Genomic DNA, 14,455 nt, shown 5'->3' with positions numbered 1-14,455 from the left:
GCCGCCGCGGAGCTGCGGCTCGCGGCCGCCCGGGCCGACGGCGAGCGGTGCGCGGCGGAGGTGGTGCGGCTGGGGGCGCGGCTCGCGGCCTGGCAGGTCACCCCGGCCGTGCACGCCCTGCGCGCCGCCGAGCGGCGGGTGGTGCTGCTGGAGGAGCAGTTGGTGGCGGCCACGGAGGAGGCCGAGCCGCTGCGGCAGCGCCGCGACCGGGCCGCCGCTGCGTACGCGGCCGCGCTGCAGGAGAGCGTTCGCGTGCTCGACGAGGAGATCGAGCAGCAGCGGACGGAGGCCGAGCTCGAACGCGAGCAGGAGCTGGCCGCCCGCAAGCGCGGTGAGGAGGCGCTCGCCGACCGTGGGCGGCTCGCCGCGCTGCTGGACTCCGCGGAGGCGATGCTCGCGGCGCTCGACCGGGACCTGGCGGCGGCCGTCACCGCGGGCCACCTGCGAACCGGCGAGACCGCCGCCGGCGCCGCCGTCCGGCACCGCGCGGCCGACGCCGAGGCCGACGGGCTGCTGGCCAGGCTCGGGCGCGACCGCCAGGAGCTGGCCGCCGAGCGGGGTCGCGTCCAGGCCGCCGTCGCCGCTCTGGGCGAGCAGCGCCGGGCCGTGGAACGCGAGTGGGACACAGCCGCAGGTCGGCTGCGGGACCTGCAGGACCGCATCGCGGAGCTGGCCGAGGACGAGCGGCTGCTGGTGCTCGGCGGGGGCGACGACATCGACCCCGTCCCCGAGGCGGGCGACCTCGCCGAGGCCGTGTCGCGGGCGATCGCGCGCACCGAGCGGCACCGCATCGAGCTGGCCGTCGACGGCGCGGAGGACGAACGGGCGCTCGCGGCACTCGCCGCCACCGGCCTGCTGCCTGGCAGCCTCGACCTCGCGCACGCCCAGGACGCCCTGGAACGCGCCGGGATCGCCGCCGCGTCCGGCTGGAGCTACCTGGCCGACGCCGTGCCGGCGCAGCACCGCGCCGGCGTTCTGCGCGTGGCCCCCGCGCTCGCCACCGGGCTACTGGTGCACGACGAGCGTGACCTGGCCGCGGCCCGGGAGGCGATCACGCGCGCCGCGCTGCGGCCCACGTCCGCGGTGGTACTCGCGACCACCGCGGAGCTGGGCGAGGTGGTGGCGGCCATCGCCGACGGCGGGCTCCCCGGCGAAGAGGCGCCGTTCCTCGTGCCGCCCGCCGCCGCACTCACCGACCGCGCCGCCGCGGGGGACGAGCTGACCGCCCGCGAGGAAGCGCGGGCCGCGCGCTCGCTCACCGACGGCGAGCTGGCCGCCCAGCGCGACCGCGACGCCGACCTGCTGCGCCGGCTCCGCGAGCTGCGCGCCGACTGTCCGCCCGGCATGCTCGATGACCTCGGCGCCGCCGTGGCCGCCGCGTCCGCCCGCCTCGACGAGCTGGCGGGGGAGCTGGCCCGGGCCGAGGCGGCTTCCGAGGCGCTGACCGAGCGGGAGGCCGCCCTGGAGGACGCGCGCAGCTCGGCCGAGCAGACCCGCCGCACCGCCGCGGCGGCGCTCGGCGTGCTCGCAGCTCTCGTGCCCCGCGCCGAGGAGGCCGCGAGGCAGCGCGAGCAGGTGGCAGAGCTGCCCGCCGCGATCGCCGCGTGCGGCCGGACGCTCGCCGCCGAGGTGGAGGCGGAGGAGACCCACCGGCGCCTCGCCGACACCGCCCAGGAGCACGCCGGGTCGCTCGCCCGCACCGCCGCGGCCCAGCGCGCGGACCGGTCCGCGCTCGGCGACGTGCATGCCGCCGCGCCCGACGGACCCCTCGCGGTGGGAGAGGCGCGGGCGGCGTGGGAGAGCGCGAGCCTCGCCTACCGCCGCGAGGTGTCCGAGTCGGCGCTGGCGTCGTCGCTGCAGGAGGCCGGGCACGCGCTCGCGCGCGCCCGCGAGCAGGTGGCCGAGCTGCCTGCCGCGGTCCGTGCCGACGCCGCCGCACTGCTGGACAGTTCCGACGGGCTCGACGCCGCGGCCCGCTCGGCCGCCACCGGCCGCGCCGCCGCCGACCACGAGCAGGCTCGCGCTGCGCACGCCAAGGCCGAGGCGGAGATCCACCTCGCGCGGGCGGAGCTGGCAGAGCACCCCGCCGTCGCCGACGGGGCAGGCACCGAGGCCGGGACCCGGGAGGACGCCCTCCTGGCCGCGTCCGCCGCCGACCAGGAGGCGGTCGGGCACCGGCAGCGCCACGACCAGGCCGTCGCGGCCGCGCGGGCGGCGGCCGCCGAGCAGGCGGTCGCGAAGGAACGGGCCGCGGAGCTGCGGCACGCTCTGGACCTGCTCGGTGTCCGCGACCCGGAGCCGGCGCCGGAGCCCTTCGCCGGGGCCGTCGCGGACGCGCGTGCCGCCGTGGAGGAGGCGCGTTCGGCGCTGGAGGCGGCCGCCGCCGAGGCCCAGCGCAGCAGGCGGGCGCTGGAGAAGCTCGGCCAGGAGCTGGCGCTGTGGGCGGCCGCCGACCGGTTCGCCGGGGTGAAGGCCGCCGTGCGGGACCGGTTCCGCACCGGCGATCTCGCCCGTGACGTGCTTCCCGACGCCGAACAGCTCGCCGCCGACCTCGACCTGTTCGCCGCCAACCTGCGTCAGCGCATCGAGGAGCTTGAGGAGCACAAGGGCGTCGTCGTCACCGCGATGGTCGGGATGGTCCGCCAGGCGCTCAAGTCGCTCAGCCGTGCGCAGTCGCTCTCGGAGCTCCCCGACACGCTGGGGGAGTGGGCCGGGCAGCGGTTCCTCGAGGTCGGCCCGCGTTCGGTGGTGGAGACCGCCGACGCGGTCGTCCGGGACCGCTGCGCCCGGCTCGTCGACGCCCTCACAGCGCGGGGCGCGCAGGTGCCCCGCGGCCACGACCTGCTGTGGCAGGCCACGAACGCGGTCGTCGGCGAGGGCAACTGGAAGGCGCGGGTCCTCAAGCCGTCCACGACGCTCGCGGTCGAGCGGGTGTCGGTGGAGCGGATGCGCAAGTGGTCCGGCGGGGAGAAGGTGACGATCTCCCTGCTGCTGTTCTGCATGATCGCGAAGCTGCGCGCGTCCGGCCGCGGGCGGGACCGGCCCGGCCTCGGCGCGCTGCCCCTGGACAACCCGCTGGGCAAGGCCAACTACGTGGTGTTCCTCAACCTGCAGCGCAAGGTCGCCGCGGCCAACGGCATCCAGCTGATCTTCCTCACGGGCGTCGGCGACATGAAGGCGGTGGGGCGCTTCCCCAACGTCATCCGGATGCGCAACACCCGCAGCCGCAGCCGGGAGTACGTGAGCATCGAGGACCGGCAGGTGGCCGCGGCCGACCCGGCCGGCGTCGTCGACACCACGCGCGTGTGGCGGTCGGACCCGGCACTGACACTCCTGTGACGGTCATGATCATCGGAAGTGGTGCTGGGGCGGCAGATCTGTCGCTTCCACACCACTTCCCGTGATCACTCCGCAGTTACTCCGCGGGGACCCACCGCGTCAGGTCCTGCCAGCCCAGCCTGCGCCCGGCCTTCATCGGCGCGGGTTGGACCGGGTCCGGATGACCGAGGCACACGATCAGCTCCGGGACCCAACCCGGCGGCAGCCGCAGCACAACTCCCGCCGCGGCCCGGCTGAACGAGCTCACCGGCCCCGCGCCCAACCCGAGCGCGTGCGCGGCGAGCATCATCGTCGCCGCGGCGGTGCCGACGTCGACGAAGAGGCCGCTCGCGTCCGGCGGGAACCCGTAGTCCGCCGCGGCCGGCCGGTCCGTGCAGATCACCACGGCCGCCGTCGGGCGCTGGATCATCCCCGGCGACACCATGCGCAGCACCCGCAGCGTGCGCGGGTCGTCGGTGGCGACGAACTGCTGGAGGTGCCGGTTTCCCGCGGTCGGCGCCCACCGGCCGGCATCGAGGATCGCCTCGAGGGTGGCCCGCGCGACGGGTTCCTGGGTCAGCGCCCGGACCACGCGACGACTCCGGATCGCGGCCAGCACCGGGTCGGTCATGTCGGGTCCGGGGCGAACCGAGAGGTCAGGTGCTCGGCAAGCTCACGACACACCTGGTCGAGAGCGGCGACGTAGTCATCGCGGCCCTCGCGCGGCACGGCCAGCGGCGGCATCCGGCGCAACGAGCCGTCGATGAACTCCCGCGTCCCCTCCGACGCCCGCGGGCCGATCGTCTCCGCGAGCCGGTGCGCGGCACTCAGCAGCCGCATCGGCCCGTACTCGGCCGCCTCCTCCACTTGCGTACGCGCGGCGGTGACCAGGAAGGCGAGCAGCTCCAACGCGTCGTCCTCGTCGAGGACCCAGGGGACCGGCATAGCCCCATCGTGGACGCACGACCGCGACACGCAAAGCAGGTGCGCGCCCGGCAGGCCCGACGCGCCGTCGGTGTAACGCAGGAGGCCTGATACCGACTCGCTCCTCGGGATTCACATCGAGGAGGATGCCGTGGCCGATGACGACGAGGCCGTGTTTCGGGCTCAGAAGGCAGCGGGAAAGGCGCGGGGAATGTTGAGTCAGGCTCGAAGGACCGTCGGGTCGGCCGGTGCGCCCTTCAACGGCACGATGGGCTTGTTGTCCTGGAGGACCCTCGACGACAAGCTCAACAAGCGAAAGGCCTGCGCGGCCCGCTACAAGGAACTGCAGTACGCACTCCGCGACGCCGAAGCCGCGATATCCCGCGCCGAAGCCGCCTGCGACGCGCTCAGGCGCGCGACGCAGCGATAGCCGGCACAATCTACTTCGACGTGGGGAGCGCCTGATGCCCAGCCGGTGGGACACGCGAGTCGTCTACATCGAGCGTCAACAGCGGTGGTGGTGGAACGCCTGGCGTCCGTCCACCTCCACGGAGTTGTACGGGTTCGCCGACTCGCGTGACGAGGCCCGCGAGGCGATGGTCCGGGCGATCGAGCAGGCGGAACCCTCGCGCGCAGCCGAAGTCCCCTAGTCCAGACCGAAGGTGACGCCGGGCGCAACGAACGTGACCACCACCGTGCGATGCACGCCGGCTCCTCCGCTAGCCGAAGGAAATGAATATCGAGCCCATCGATCTCGGTGATGAACTGTGGTAAGGCGTTCAGTTGCTCCTCGCACTTGCGCCAGTCGTACTCTTCCGCCAAATACCGCGCGAGCGCTTGCATCGTCGCGAGCTGCGGGCCCTGCGACTGATCTGCGACGGTCTCCTTTTCGGGCCACGCGTTGCCACGATGCGCGCACGCAGCGCTTCGAGTTCCGCGTCCGAGACCACGATCGTGAACAGCCGGATCGCTGGCGGGTGGTTGTCGCTGAGGCTGCCACGTCGCCCTTGCGGGAGATCGACATCTCGACTAGGATCGAACACATGTTCGAGAGCGTGGCGCCTCCCCTCCGGGATGAGCTCGCGGATCTCGACCTGCTCACCTGGCCGGGGCCGCCGCCGGACCGGACCTGGGCCGACACCGCCCCGTCCGGCATCGCCGCGCTCGAACTGGACGTGGACACCGCGGATCCGGCGGGTTTGTCGGATGCGCAGTTGATCGATGCGATGGTCGGGTTCGAGCGGCAGGCCGCGTGGGCGCAGGCCCGGCAGGCCCGGATCGTGGCGGAGTTCGCGCGGCGCCGCCCCCCGGATGCCAAGGACCTGGCCGGCACCGACCGGACGTGCGCGGCCAGCCCGTACGCCCCGGACGAGGTGGGGCTGGCGCTGCGGCTGTCCCGCTGGTCGGCGACCGCCCGGATCGGGCAGTCCCGGGAACTGGTCGAGCGGCTCCCGGAGACCCTCGGGCTGTGGCAGGCCGGGCGGTTGGACGAGCGCCGGGTGACCGCGATCTGCGATGCCACCCGCCACCTGTCGGTCGAGACGGCGCGGGCGGTGCAGGAGCGGGTGCTGCCCCGGGCCCCCGAGCAAACCCTCTCCCAGCTGAAGGCCGCGCTGGCCCGGGCGGTGATCGCGGCCGACCCCGAAGGCGCCGAGCGGCGGCACACGGCCGCCCGCCGGGACCGCCGCGTCGCGGTCAACCCGGAACCGGAGGGGATGGCCTCGTTGTGGGCGCTGCTCCCGGCCACCGACGCGGTCGCCGCGTTCGGGTGGCTGACCCGGCTGGCGCGGGGCTGCGGCGCGCAGGACCCGCGTTCCATGGACGCCCGCCGCGCCGACCTGCTCGCCGCGCTGCTGACCGGCCGGCTCACCCCCGCCACCGACCCCGGCGGCACCGAAACCGGGCCGCGGCCGGTGTCCCCCGGGAAACCGCTGGTGCAGGTGGTGATGCCGTTCACCACCCTGCTCGGGGCGGATCAGCAGCCGTGTGAGCTGGTCGGGCACGGCCCGATCACCGCCGACCACGCCCGGGAGATCGCCGCCGACGCCACCCTCGTGCGACTGGTCTACGACCCGCGGTCCGGGACGTTGCTCGATTACGGGCGCAGCACCTACCGGCCCCCGGCCGGGCTGGCCGACCACGTCCGCGCCCGCGACTTCCACTGCCGCCAACCCATCTGCCGCCGCCGGGCCACGGACAGCGAACTCGACCACCTCATCCCCTTCCCGCTGGGGCCGACCAGCGAGGCGAACCTGGCCACCGGGTGCAGCCACGACCACCACCTCAAGCACAGCCCCGGCTGGCAGGTCCACGCGCTCCCCGACGGCGTCATCGAGTGGATCACCCCGACCGGGCACCGCTACCGCAGCACCCCGCACGACTACCGCGACGACGACGACCCGTTCCCCCAGGTCTGGGCGGCCCGACCACCACCGGAGCAGCCAGACCTCGAACACTCTGGGCCGGCGAGCGATCCAGCCGACGACGAACCACCGTTCTGAGTCGCCCGGCCGCGCGCGGCGTAGAGGCCCTGCACAGGTGCCGTCACGCCCGGAGGCCATCTCAGGTGCGGCAGCCGGGCTGCTAGCTCCGCTGTGCTTGTGGCTGCAATGCTGTGCTCCGGCGGTGCGCGCTGAAGCGGGCGAGGCCAAGCACGAGTGTGGCGTAGGCGCAGAGCACGGCGAATCCGGCCCACCCGGACAGTGGGAAATAGCCGCCCGAGGGCACGTAGTGGGCAGTCACCTGCGGGTATTCATCAATGGTCTGCTGAACGGCGAAGGCGGCGGCCGGGGTGAGGCGCAGCAACCACTGCGCTACCTCGTCGGGCAGCAGCGGCAGGGTTCCCAGAATGTCGGGGAGGACGACTGCCGAGATCGCGACGGTCGTCGCCACCCAGGTACGCCGCACCAGCGTGCCGAGGGCGAGCGCGAAGACGCTGGCGACGGCGAACAACCCGGCGACACCGACGACGACCCCCAACTCGGTGCGCGCGGGCACGGCGAGGACGCTGATGCCGTTGGCCCGCAGGATCGCCGAGCCGACGGGCATGACGACTCCGGCGGCGATCAGGCCGGAGAGAAAGGCGACCGTGCCGATCACGATGGCCTTCGCCGTCAGGATCCGGCCGCTGACCGCTGCGACGTCGGCTTGGGGCCGGCGCCCGGCGGTCGCGAACCGGACGGCCACCACGATCACGATGATCAGCCCGATGGCCAGGCCGATCAGGGTGCTGCCCACGGTGAACCCGCCCTCGGCGGCCGGCCCGATGTCGCCGGTTCCGGTGACGGTGAACGTGCCCATCGACCGGACGAGCCCAGGCGCCCGGTGATACCGCTCCCAGTCCGTGCGGCCCATTTCCCCCACGGGCTCCGCGCTCCAGCCCGCGGCCGGCGCGCCGTCGAGGCTGATGTTGTCGAAGACGGCGGTGACCTGCGTGAAACGCGATTCCGGCAGGCTTGCCCCCAGGGCGACACGCTTGAGCGTCAGGTCTCCTGGGGAGGTGGCGAACAGCCCGACCTTCACGGTGGCAGGAAGGCCGGGGAGGTGCGCGGTGCCGACTTTCGACCAGCGCGTGCCGTCGGTCGATTCGTCGCCGGTGATGGTGTCGCCGGAGCGGGTGAGGCGCAGCCACCGCGGTGATTCCGCGGAGACGCCGCCTGGGTGGCCGGCTACATCGTGGGTGTAGTCGTACTGCATGCGGACGCCGTGGCTGCCGGTGACCATGAGCGCGGCGTAGGTGGAACCTTGTGCGATGCCGTCCTTGACGATGAGGCCGGCCTTCGCCCAGGGCACCAAGCCCGGGACGATCTCGTCGTGATCGGGCGGCGGGTAGGTGATGATGCCTGTCATCGAGGCCAAGCGCACGGTGATGGTGCCGTTGGGGCCCAACGGCTGGTGCACGAAGTAGAAACTGTCGCTCACTGTCTGTCCGCCGGGCCCCACTCGACTGGTGGGGCAGGCGACCTCGACCGGCCCCTCGCTGCAGGAGCTGGAGGGAATGAACGCGAAGGCCACGCCGAGCAGGATGACGATCAGTGTCGCGGCGGTCATCGCGATCAGCCGGCCGCGGCTGCGGAACCTTCTCCACTCGCGGCGCACCAGTGCGGTCACCGGCTCGGCGGTGGCTTCGTTGGCTGTTTGCATGCGTGCGGTACTACACATCGGCCCATAACACGGCCCGAACGGCCGCTGTTATGCCGCTGTTAGGTCCTGCGCGGCACCCTGGAGGCGACACACGACGGGGACGAGGGACGGATGAGGAAGCTGGACCGCCTGGCGTTGCGGGGTCGGACCGTACGGCTGCGCTTCACCGTCCTGTACGCCGCTGTGTTCCTCGGGTCAGCAGTGGCCCTGCTGGCCCTCACCAACCTGCTGGCCAGTGCGAGCGATACTCAACCCGCACCCGGCCAGATCCCTGCTGCCCAGCAGCCCAGCCTCGCCGCAGCGGAGCAGCGCATCCATGGCCTGGAGACCCAGCTGACGGAGCTGCAGGCGGCACAGTCGAGCCGGATCCTGATGGGCTCGCTGATCGCGCTGGCCGTGATGGCGGCGGTCTCGGTCCTGCTGGGCAACGCCGTCGCCAGCCGAGTGCTGCGCCCGCTGCGGACGATCACCGCCGCAACGCGCCGGATCTCCGCCGAGAACCTGCACGAACGGCTGGCCGTGCCGGGCCCCGCCGATGACGTCAAGAACCTCGCCGACACCATCGACGGACTCCTGGAACGCCTGGAGGCGTCCTTCGCCGCCCAGCGCAGGTTCGTCGCCAACGCCTCCCACGAACTGCGCACACCGCTGGCCACCATGCGGGCATCGGTTGACGTGGCCCTGGCCAAACCGGAGCCGGTGCCACCCCAGACGGTCACGCTGGCCAACCGGCTGCGCACCCAACTCGACCGGGTCGACCGCCTCCTGGAGGGCTTGCTCGTACTCGCCCGCGCGCAGCACGGCGAACTCCCCGACCGCACCCCGCTCTCGCTGGGCAACCTGGTAGGTCAGGCCCTGACCGCCCGCGCCGCCGACATCGCGGCGAAGAACCTGACTGTCGAAGACAGCGGCCTCGATGAATCGGCGTGGACTCAGGGCAGCCTGACGCTGCTGTCGCGGATGGCCGACAACGTGACCGATAACGCCATCATCCACAATCAGAACGGCGGTTGGATCCGGGTTGCGACTACAGCGGACGGCGCGACGGTGCGGCTGATCGTGGAGACCGGCGGGCCGATTCTCGATCCGGAGCACGTCGCCCGGCTGGGCCAGCCCTTCCAGCGACTCGCCGACCGGACCGGCCCGGGTACCAGCTCCGGCCTCGGCCTGTCGATCGTCGCGGCGATCGCGGGTGCGCACGGAGGCCACCTGGGCCTGCATCCCCGACGCGAAGGCGGCTTATGCGTCACCATCTCACTCCCGGCGGCGGCCACACCGGAAGGCGGCGCGGCGTGAGGATCCTGGTGGTCGAAGACGAGCCCTCGCTCGCCGAGGTCGTGACCGAGGGGCTACGCGATCAGGCCATGGCGGTCGACGTTGCCCACGACGGCCTGACCGCTGCCGCCAAGCTCGACCTCAACGGCTACGACGTGGTGGTCCTCGACCGGGACCTGCCCGGTATCCACGGCGACACCCTCTGTCAGATGATGACCGAGCGCGACGACCGCGCCATGGTCTTGATGCTCACCGCGGCCGGCTCTCCGGGAGACCGGGTCAGTGGACTGACCCTGGGCGCCGACGACTACCTCGCCAAGCCGTTCCACTTCCCCGAACTGGTGCTGCGCGTCCGCGCACTGGCCCGCCGGCGACCTTCGGCCCGCGCGCGGACGCTGCGGGCGGCCGGCGTCGAGCTCGACCCCGCACGGCGCACGGTGACCCGCGACGGTCGACAGCTCGACCTCTCGGTCAAGGAGTTCGCACTCCTGGAAGCCCTCCTGCGTGCCAGCCCCTCCTCTCTCAGCGCCGAGGAGCTCCTCGAACAGGTCTGGGACGAGAACGTCGACCCGTTCACCAACACCGTTCCCGTGACTGTCGGCCGGCTGCGCCGCAAACTGGGCAGCCCACCGATCATCACCACTACGCCTGGTGTGGGCTACCGCATCGCCGCTCCGGCCGACTAAGAGGTCACGCAGCTAGTCGTTGCGGTCCTGCCGGTCCTCGCGGGCTTCCTCCGCGACATGGCGGTCGCGCTCGCTCTGCCGCATGACGTTGACGCTCCCGAAGGCGCCGTTGCCGTTCACCGCGATCTCGCGCTGCTGCCCGGTGCCCGCGCTGCACGCCTGGTCGCAGTTGAGGCTGCCGAACACGACGGTGCCGTTGGTGCGCACGCGCACGTCGTCCGGCACGACGACGCGGACGCTTCCGAAGAGCACACCGACCTCGACCTCGGCCTGGTCGGCGACGCTCACCTCGCGGCTCCCGAAGAGCGACATCCCGTCGGCGGCACCCAACGCAGGGACTCCGAACAGGAGAGCCACCCCGAGCACCACCGCGCCGACGATGCCGCCGCGCACCCGCTGGTGGACCGGGCGGCCGGCCGCGGGCGCGGGGGCGGGCAAGGGGGCGGGCGGGGGGAGCTTCTCGGTCTCCTGCTCCGGCGGATGGGGTGCGGGGAGGTCGCTGACCAGTGCGTCGAGGTCGCTGCGGGTGCGCGCGGCCCAGCACAGCGCGGCGCGCTCGTCGTACTCGGTCAGAGTGAGTCGACCTTCGTCCAGCGCCGCCCTCAGGCGGTCGTCGACCTCCCGCCGTTCTTGATCGCCGATACGGATCTCGGGCTGCGGGTTGTCCACGCCCTCATCTTGGCGGACGCGCCCGTTCGGCCGGAACAGCGCGGGGCGAACCTGACAATGCGGGCGGCGCCAGGCCGAGCCGCGTCCGCTCAGTCGTCGTCGTCGTCGTAGTAGTTGTCGTAGTGGTGGTGGTAGTGGTCCGCGATCCGGCGGTTCAGCTGGCTCTGCCGCAAGATGTCGACGCTCCCGAAGGCGCCGTTGCCGTTCACGACGACCTCGCGCTGCAGTGCGTTGCCCGAGCTGCAGGCCTCGGCGCAGGTGAAGCTGCCGAACGCCACCGTGCCGCTCGTGCGGACCCGCACGTTGTCGGGCACCACAACATGCACGGTGCCGAAGAGCACGCCGACGTCGACGGCGTTCCGGTCGAGGGTGGTCACCGCCCGGCTGCCGAAGAACGACATCCCGTCCGCGGCGCCGACGGCGGGCACGCCGAAGAGCAGGCCGATCCCGAGCAACGCCGCCCCAGCGATGGCGGCGATCCGCCACCTGTGGACCCACGGGTTCGGCGGTTCGGGCTCGGGGAGCTCCTCCGTGACCGGGTCGGGAGGGTGGGGCGGCGGCAGGTCGCGCACCAGCTCCTCAAGGTCACCACGGGTGCGTGCGGCCCAGCACAGCGCGTCGCGCTCGTCGTACTCGGTCAGGGTGAGCACACCGTCGTTGTAGGCCAGTCTGAGCCGGTCGTCGGTCTCGCGCCGCTCGCGGTCGCCGACCCGGATCTCGGATTCCGGTGGGTCCACCAGGCCATACTGACGGACGACATGTGCGCAGCGGACCCCCCGGAGTTCAGGAAAACCACTCTCCTGCGTTCTCAGGCCCTAACGGGGCATTTCCCGCCCCCGTCCGCCTGACGTGCGCCTTCGGCGCGGTAGGCCACTTGGCCGTACTGCTCCCAGCGCCTCGAACTGGACAGCGGGTCAGGGACGGGGCGAGAGCACGGTCACGACCGTCGAGTCGTCCTCAGCGGCGAGTCCCTGCGCCGCGCCGAGCAGGTAGAGCTGGTGTGCCGCGGCCGCGAGCAGGAGCGGAACCTGGGTCTCCCGCCCGATGCCGGTGACGATGCCCATGTCCTTGACGAAGATGTCCAGCCGCGAGCGCACCTCGGCGCCGTCGCCGTAGGCCTGCAGCATCCGCGGCCCGCGGTCCGACAGCATGAACGACCCGGCTGCGCCGGCGCCGAGCGTGTCCACGACCTGCTCCGGGTCGAGGCCGAGCCCGCGTGCGAGCGCCACCGCCTCGGCCGCGGCGGCGATGTGCACGCCCGCGAGGAGCTGGTTGATCGCCTTCATCGCCTGGCCGTCGCCGGGGCGGTCGCCGACGGTCGTGAGGGTCGACGCGAGATGCTCGAGGATGGGGCGGGCGCGTTCGAGCGGTTCGCGCGGGGCACCGACCACCACGAGCAGGTCGCCGTTCCCCGCGCGGGCCGGTCCGCCGCTGATCGGGGCGTCGACGAGGTCGAGCGAGTGCCCGGCGAGCGTCACGGCGAGGTCACGGGCGGCGTCCGGCCCCACCGTGCTCGTCAGGATCACGAGCCCGCCCTCCCGGAGCGCTCCGACGACCCCGTCCGGCCCGAACAGCGCGGAGCGGGCCTGCGCCTCGTCCCGGACGGCGAGAAGGGCGATGTCGGCGTCGGCAGCCGCCTCGGCCGGGGTGCGCGCCGCGATCACGCCACCCGCCTCGACCGCGTCCCGCCGCGCGTCGGCGACGTCGAAGGCCGTCACGGGGAACGCGGTGGCCAGGCGGAGCGCCATCGGGAGCCCCATCGAGCCGAGGCCGATGACGGCGACCCGGGGGGACGTGTCGGGCATTGGTTCGCCTTTCGTCGTCAGAGCTCGCGGAGCGTGCGGACCGCGGTGAGGAGGCCGTCGTCGTCGCCGACGTTGCCGGCGAACACGATGTAGGGGATGCCGCAGGCGGGGCCGGAGACCGGCTCCCACACCGACACCAGGCCGGGCAGGAGGGTGCCGCGCGACCAGGCGCGGGTGATGCCGAGCCCGGCCGTCGCCGTGTCCGATGCCGTGATGCCTCCCTTGCCCAGCACGAACGCCGGCCGGACCCGGGCGACCAGCTCACGCACCACGGTGACCAGCGCGGTGCTCACCGTGCGCGCGATCGCGAGGCTCGCCGCGCCGTCCGCGCCGGTGACGAGGGTGCGGCTGGTGGTCACGACGAGGTCGCCGTCCGCGTTGCCGAGCAGCTCGACGGCCCGCTCCACGGTGGTGGCGACATGGGCGGATCCGCGCGCAGGATCGAGCAGGGCCGGCACGTCCAGCTCCAGCTCGACGATCCCACCTGTCGCGCGCAGCCGGTCGAGCTGGCGGGTGGTCAGGGCGACATGCGATCCGACCGCGACGAGCCCCCGCGCGGAGCGGGGCCGCGGGTCGCCGTCGAGGGCGGGGAGCGCGGCGCGCAGCCGGGCGGCGTCCACCGGCGGCGCGGCCGTCTGCCCGCTGCGGGCGCGGACGAACGACGGCCCGGTGCGGTAGAGGAACCGGCTCCCACCCGCCTCCGCGGCGAGCAGCCCCTGCACGAGCACCCGGAGGTCGTCGTCGGTGACGGCGTCGACCACGACGGGGCGCCCGCCGGTCAGGCCACCCAGGATCTTCTCGACGCCGCCGGGCCCGCCGGCCCGCAGGTCGTCGAGCGTGACGGTGGCGACCTCGGTGCGGGGGGTCCGGCCGGCTGTCTTCTCGGCGACCCAGTCGCGCAGGTCCGCGTGGTGGTAGCCGAAGGTGGCGTCGCGCGCGAACTCGCTCTCCGACACCGGGATCATGCCTTCGGTCGTCCGCATCCAGTGCACCGAGCCGACGGTCACGCGGCCCGCATCGACGAAGGCAGGCACGATCACCACGCCGTCGATGGGCCGGCCCGCTGCCGCCAGCTCCGCGGCCAGCACGTCGGTCTCCAGGGGGTAGTGGCCGCGCAGGGTGGAGTCGCTGCGGCTCGCGACGACGTAGTCCACGCCCTCTGCGGCCGCCGCGGTGGCCAGTGCGCCGGCGACGTCGCGGTTGAGCGCCGCCGCGTCCGGCTCGGCGAGGCTGCGGGTGTTGGTCAGCACGAAGAAGGCGGGGGTGTCCTGCCGCAGAGCCCATCGGAGGTCGTCGACGGTCCAGCGGGTGAGCACCGGCAGGTCGGTGATGCTCTGCGTGCCGGTCGGGTCGTCGTCGAGCACGACGAGCGTGCGCCCACCTGCCACCTGGGTGGCGAGCGCGGCGGCGTCGACCGGTCGGACGGGCGGGAAGCCCGCGGTGAGCTCATCGAGCGGCACGGCCGTCACGTGTGTCCCTCGGCCTGCCACCCGACCTCCTCGGCGGATCGACCTCAGATATCTGATGTGTTGGCAGTGAACCGTGTGGGAGCCTCCGCCGTCAAGTCGATCAGCAGCCGCCGCGCGGGCCCGGCGCGGTGGGTAGGTGGAACGCACCCTCGTTGCAGGCCGCGCG

13 protein-coding genes and 1 pseudogene are annotated in these 14,455 nt (G+C 73.4%); 6 read left to right on the top strand and 8 right to left on the bottom strand.

Annotation, left to right across the window (positions count from 1 at the left end; genetic code table 11):
• Positions 1-3,339 (top strand): coiled-coil domain-containing protein (locus ABD143_RS14820; protein WP_343977263.1); only part of this gene is annotated, 3,339 nt, incomplete at its 5' end.
• Positions 3,340-3,415: 76 nt separating this feature from the next.
• On the opposite strand, the gene ABD143_RS14815 is transcribed toward ABD143_RS14820, so the two are convergent.
• Entirely contained in the window at positions 3,416-3,949 is a 534-nt protein-coding gene (locus tag ABD143_RS14815; protein WP_343977260.1) for a nitroreductase family protein, read from the bottom strand.
• Positions 3,946-4,263 (bottom strand): DUF6092 family protein, encoded by a 318-nt coding sequence (locus ABD143_RS14810; RefSeq protein ID WP_343977257.1) that lies wholly within the window; start codon positions 4,261-4,263, stop codon positions 3,946-3,948. The genes ABD143_RS14815 and ABD143_RS14810 overlap by 4 nt, the downstream gene beginning before the upstream one ends.
• 130 nt (positions 4,264-4,393) lie before the next feature.
• Between ABD143_RS14810 and ABD143_RS14805 the strand changes: the two genes are divergently transcribed.
• Positions 4,394-4,672: a hypothetical protein gene (locus ABD143_RS14805; protein WP_343977254.1), complete on the top strand. Its 279-nt coding sequence runs from the start codon at positions 4,394-4,396 to the stop codon at positions 4,670-4,672.
• A gap of 34 nt (positions 4,673-4,706) precedes the next feature.
• Entirely contained in the window at positions 4,707-4,892 is a 186-nt protein-coding gene (locus ABD143_RS14800) for a hypothetical protein (protein ID WP_343977251.1), read from the top strand.
• A gap of 76 nt (positions 4,893-4,968) precedes the next feature.
• Here ABD143_RS14800 and ABD143_RS38200 read toward each other — a convergent pair.
• A pseudogene (locus ABD143_RS38200) lies at positions 4,969-5,130 on the bottom strand (epoxide hydrolase N-terminal domain-containing protein); the annotation flags it as partial.
• A 155-nt stretch (positions 5,131-5,285) separates the two neighbouring features.
• Here ABD143_RS38200 and ABD143_RS14795 point away from each other — a divergent pair.
• A complete protein-coding gene (locus ABD143_RS14795; RefSeq protein ID WP_343977248.1) occupies positions 5,286-6,743 on the top strand; it encodes an HNH endonuclease signature motif containing protein in 1,458 nt (485 codons plus the stop codon).
• An 82-nt stretch (positions 6,744-6,825) separates the two neighbouring features.
• Here the strand turns inward: ABD143_RS14795 and ABD143_RS14790 are convergent, their stop codons facing one another.
• Positions 6,826-8,385, bottom strand: coding sequence for a DUF1349 domain-containing protein (locus ABD143_RS14790; RefSeq protein ID WP_343977245.1), 1,560 nt, complete (start codon positions 8,383-8,385; stop codon positions 6,826-6,828).
• Between the two features lie 111 nt (positions 8,386-8,496).
• Between ABD143_RS14790 and ABD143_RS14785 the strand changes: the two genes are divergently transcribed.
• Both ABD143_RS14785 and ABD143_RS14780 read left to right on the top strand, forming a co-directional pair.
• A complete protein-coding gene (locus ABD143_RS14785; RefSeq protein WP_343977242.1) occupies positions 8,497-9,681 on the top strand; it encodes a sensor histidine kinase in 1,185 nt (394 codons plus the stop codon).
• Positions 9,678-10,346: a response regulator transcription factor gene (locus ABD143_RS14780; RefSeq protein ID WP_343977239.1), complete on the top strand. Its 669-nt coding sequence runs from the start codon at positions 9,678-9,680 to the stop codon at positions 10,344-10,346. Before ABD143_RS14785 ends, ABD143_RS14780 begins: the two co-directional genes overlap by 4 nt.
• Before the next feature lie 12 nt (positions 10,347-10,358).
• On the opposite strand, the gene ABD143_RS14775 is transcribed toward ABD143_RS14780, so the two are convergent.
• The 4 genes from ABD143_RS14775 to ABD143_RS14760 all read right to left on the bottom strand — a co-directional run bounded on the left by ABD143_RS14775 (position 10,359) and on the right by ABD143_RS14760 (position 14,310).
• A complete protein-coding gene (locus tag ABD143_RS14775; protein WP_343977236.1) occupies positions 10,359-11,015 on the bottom strand; it encodes a DUF1707 SHOCT-like domain-containing protein in 657 nt (218 codons plus the stop codon).
• 89 nt (positions 11,016-11,104) lie between these two features.
• The gene (locus ABD143_RS14770; protein WP_343977233.1) at positions 11,105-11,752 is read right to left on the bottom strand and encodes a DUF1707 SHOCT-like domain-containing protein; all 648 of its coding nucleotides are present in this window, start codon (positions 11,750-11,752) and stop codon (positions 11,105-11,107) included.
• A 177-nt stretch (positions 11,753-11,929) separates the two neighbouring features.
• Positions 11,930-12,820, bottom strand: a complete 891-nt coding sequence (locus ABD143_RS14765; RefSeq protein WP_343977230.1) for an NAD(P)-dependent oxidoreductase — start codon at positions 12,818-12,820, stop codon at positions 11,930-11,932.
• 17 nt (positions 12,821-12,837) lie between these two features.
• Positions 12,838-14,310: a four-carbon acid sugar kinase family protein gene (locus tag ABD143_RS14760; RefSeq protein WP_343977227.1), complete on the bottom strand. Its 1,473-nt coding sequence runs from the start codon at positions 14,308-14,310 to the stop codon at positions 12,838-12,840.
• Between the last annotated feature and the right edge of the window lie 145 nt (positions 14,311-14,455).

Source organism: Pseudonocardia aurantiaca, assembly GCF_039526725.1.
Classification (GTDB): domain Bacteria; phylum Actinomycetota; class Actinomycetes; order Mycobacteriales; family Pseudonocardiaceae; genus Pseudonocardia; species Pseudonocardia aurantiaca.
Note: the sequence above shows the minus strand (reverse complement) of the source record. Positions and strands in the feature narration are given on the sequence as shown.

What these genes read in the sequence shown, in the direction of transcription:
- ABD143_RS14815 (WP_343977260.1), bottom strand. Translation starts at nt 3,949, where the DNA reads ATGACCGACCCGGTGCTGGCCGCGATCCGGAGTCGTCGCGTGGTCCGG.
- ABD143_RS14810 (WP_343977257.1), bottom strand. Translation starts at nt 4,263, where the DNA reads ATGCCGGTCCCCTGGGTCCTCGACGAGGACGACGCGTTGGAGCTGCTC.
- ABD143_RS14800 (WP_343977251.1), top strand. Translation starts at nt 4,707, where the DNA reads ATGCCCAGCCGGTGGGACACGCGAGTCGTCTACATCGAGCGTCAACAG.
- ABD143_RS14795 (WP_343977248.1), top strand. Translation starts at nt 5,286, where the DNA reads ATGTTCGAGAGCGTGGCGCCTCCCCTCCGGGATGAGCTCGCGGATCTC.
- ABD143_RS14790 (WP_343977245.1), bottom strand. Translation starts at nt 8,385, where the DNA reads ATGCAAACAGCCAACGAAGCCACCGCCGAGCCGGTGACCGCACTGGTG.
- ABD143_RS14785 (WP_343977242.1), top strand. Translation starts at nt 8,497, where the DNA reads ATGAGGAAGCTGGACCGCCTGGCGTTGCGGGGTCGGACCGTACGGCTG.
- ABD143_RS14765 (WP_343977230.1), bottom strand. Translation starts at nt 12,820, where the DNA reads ATGCCCGACACGTCCCCCCGGGTCGCCGTCATCGGCCTCGGCTCGATG.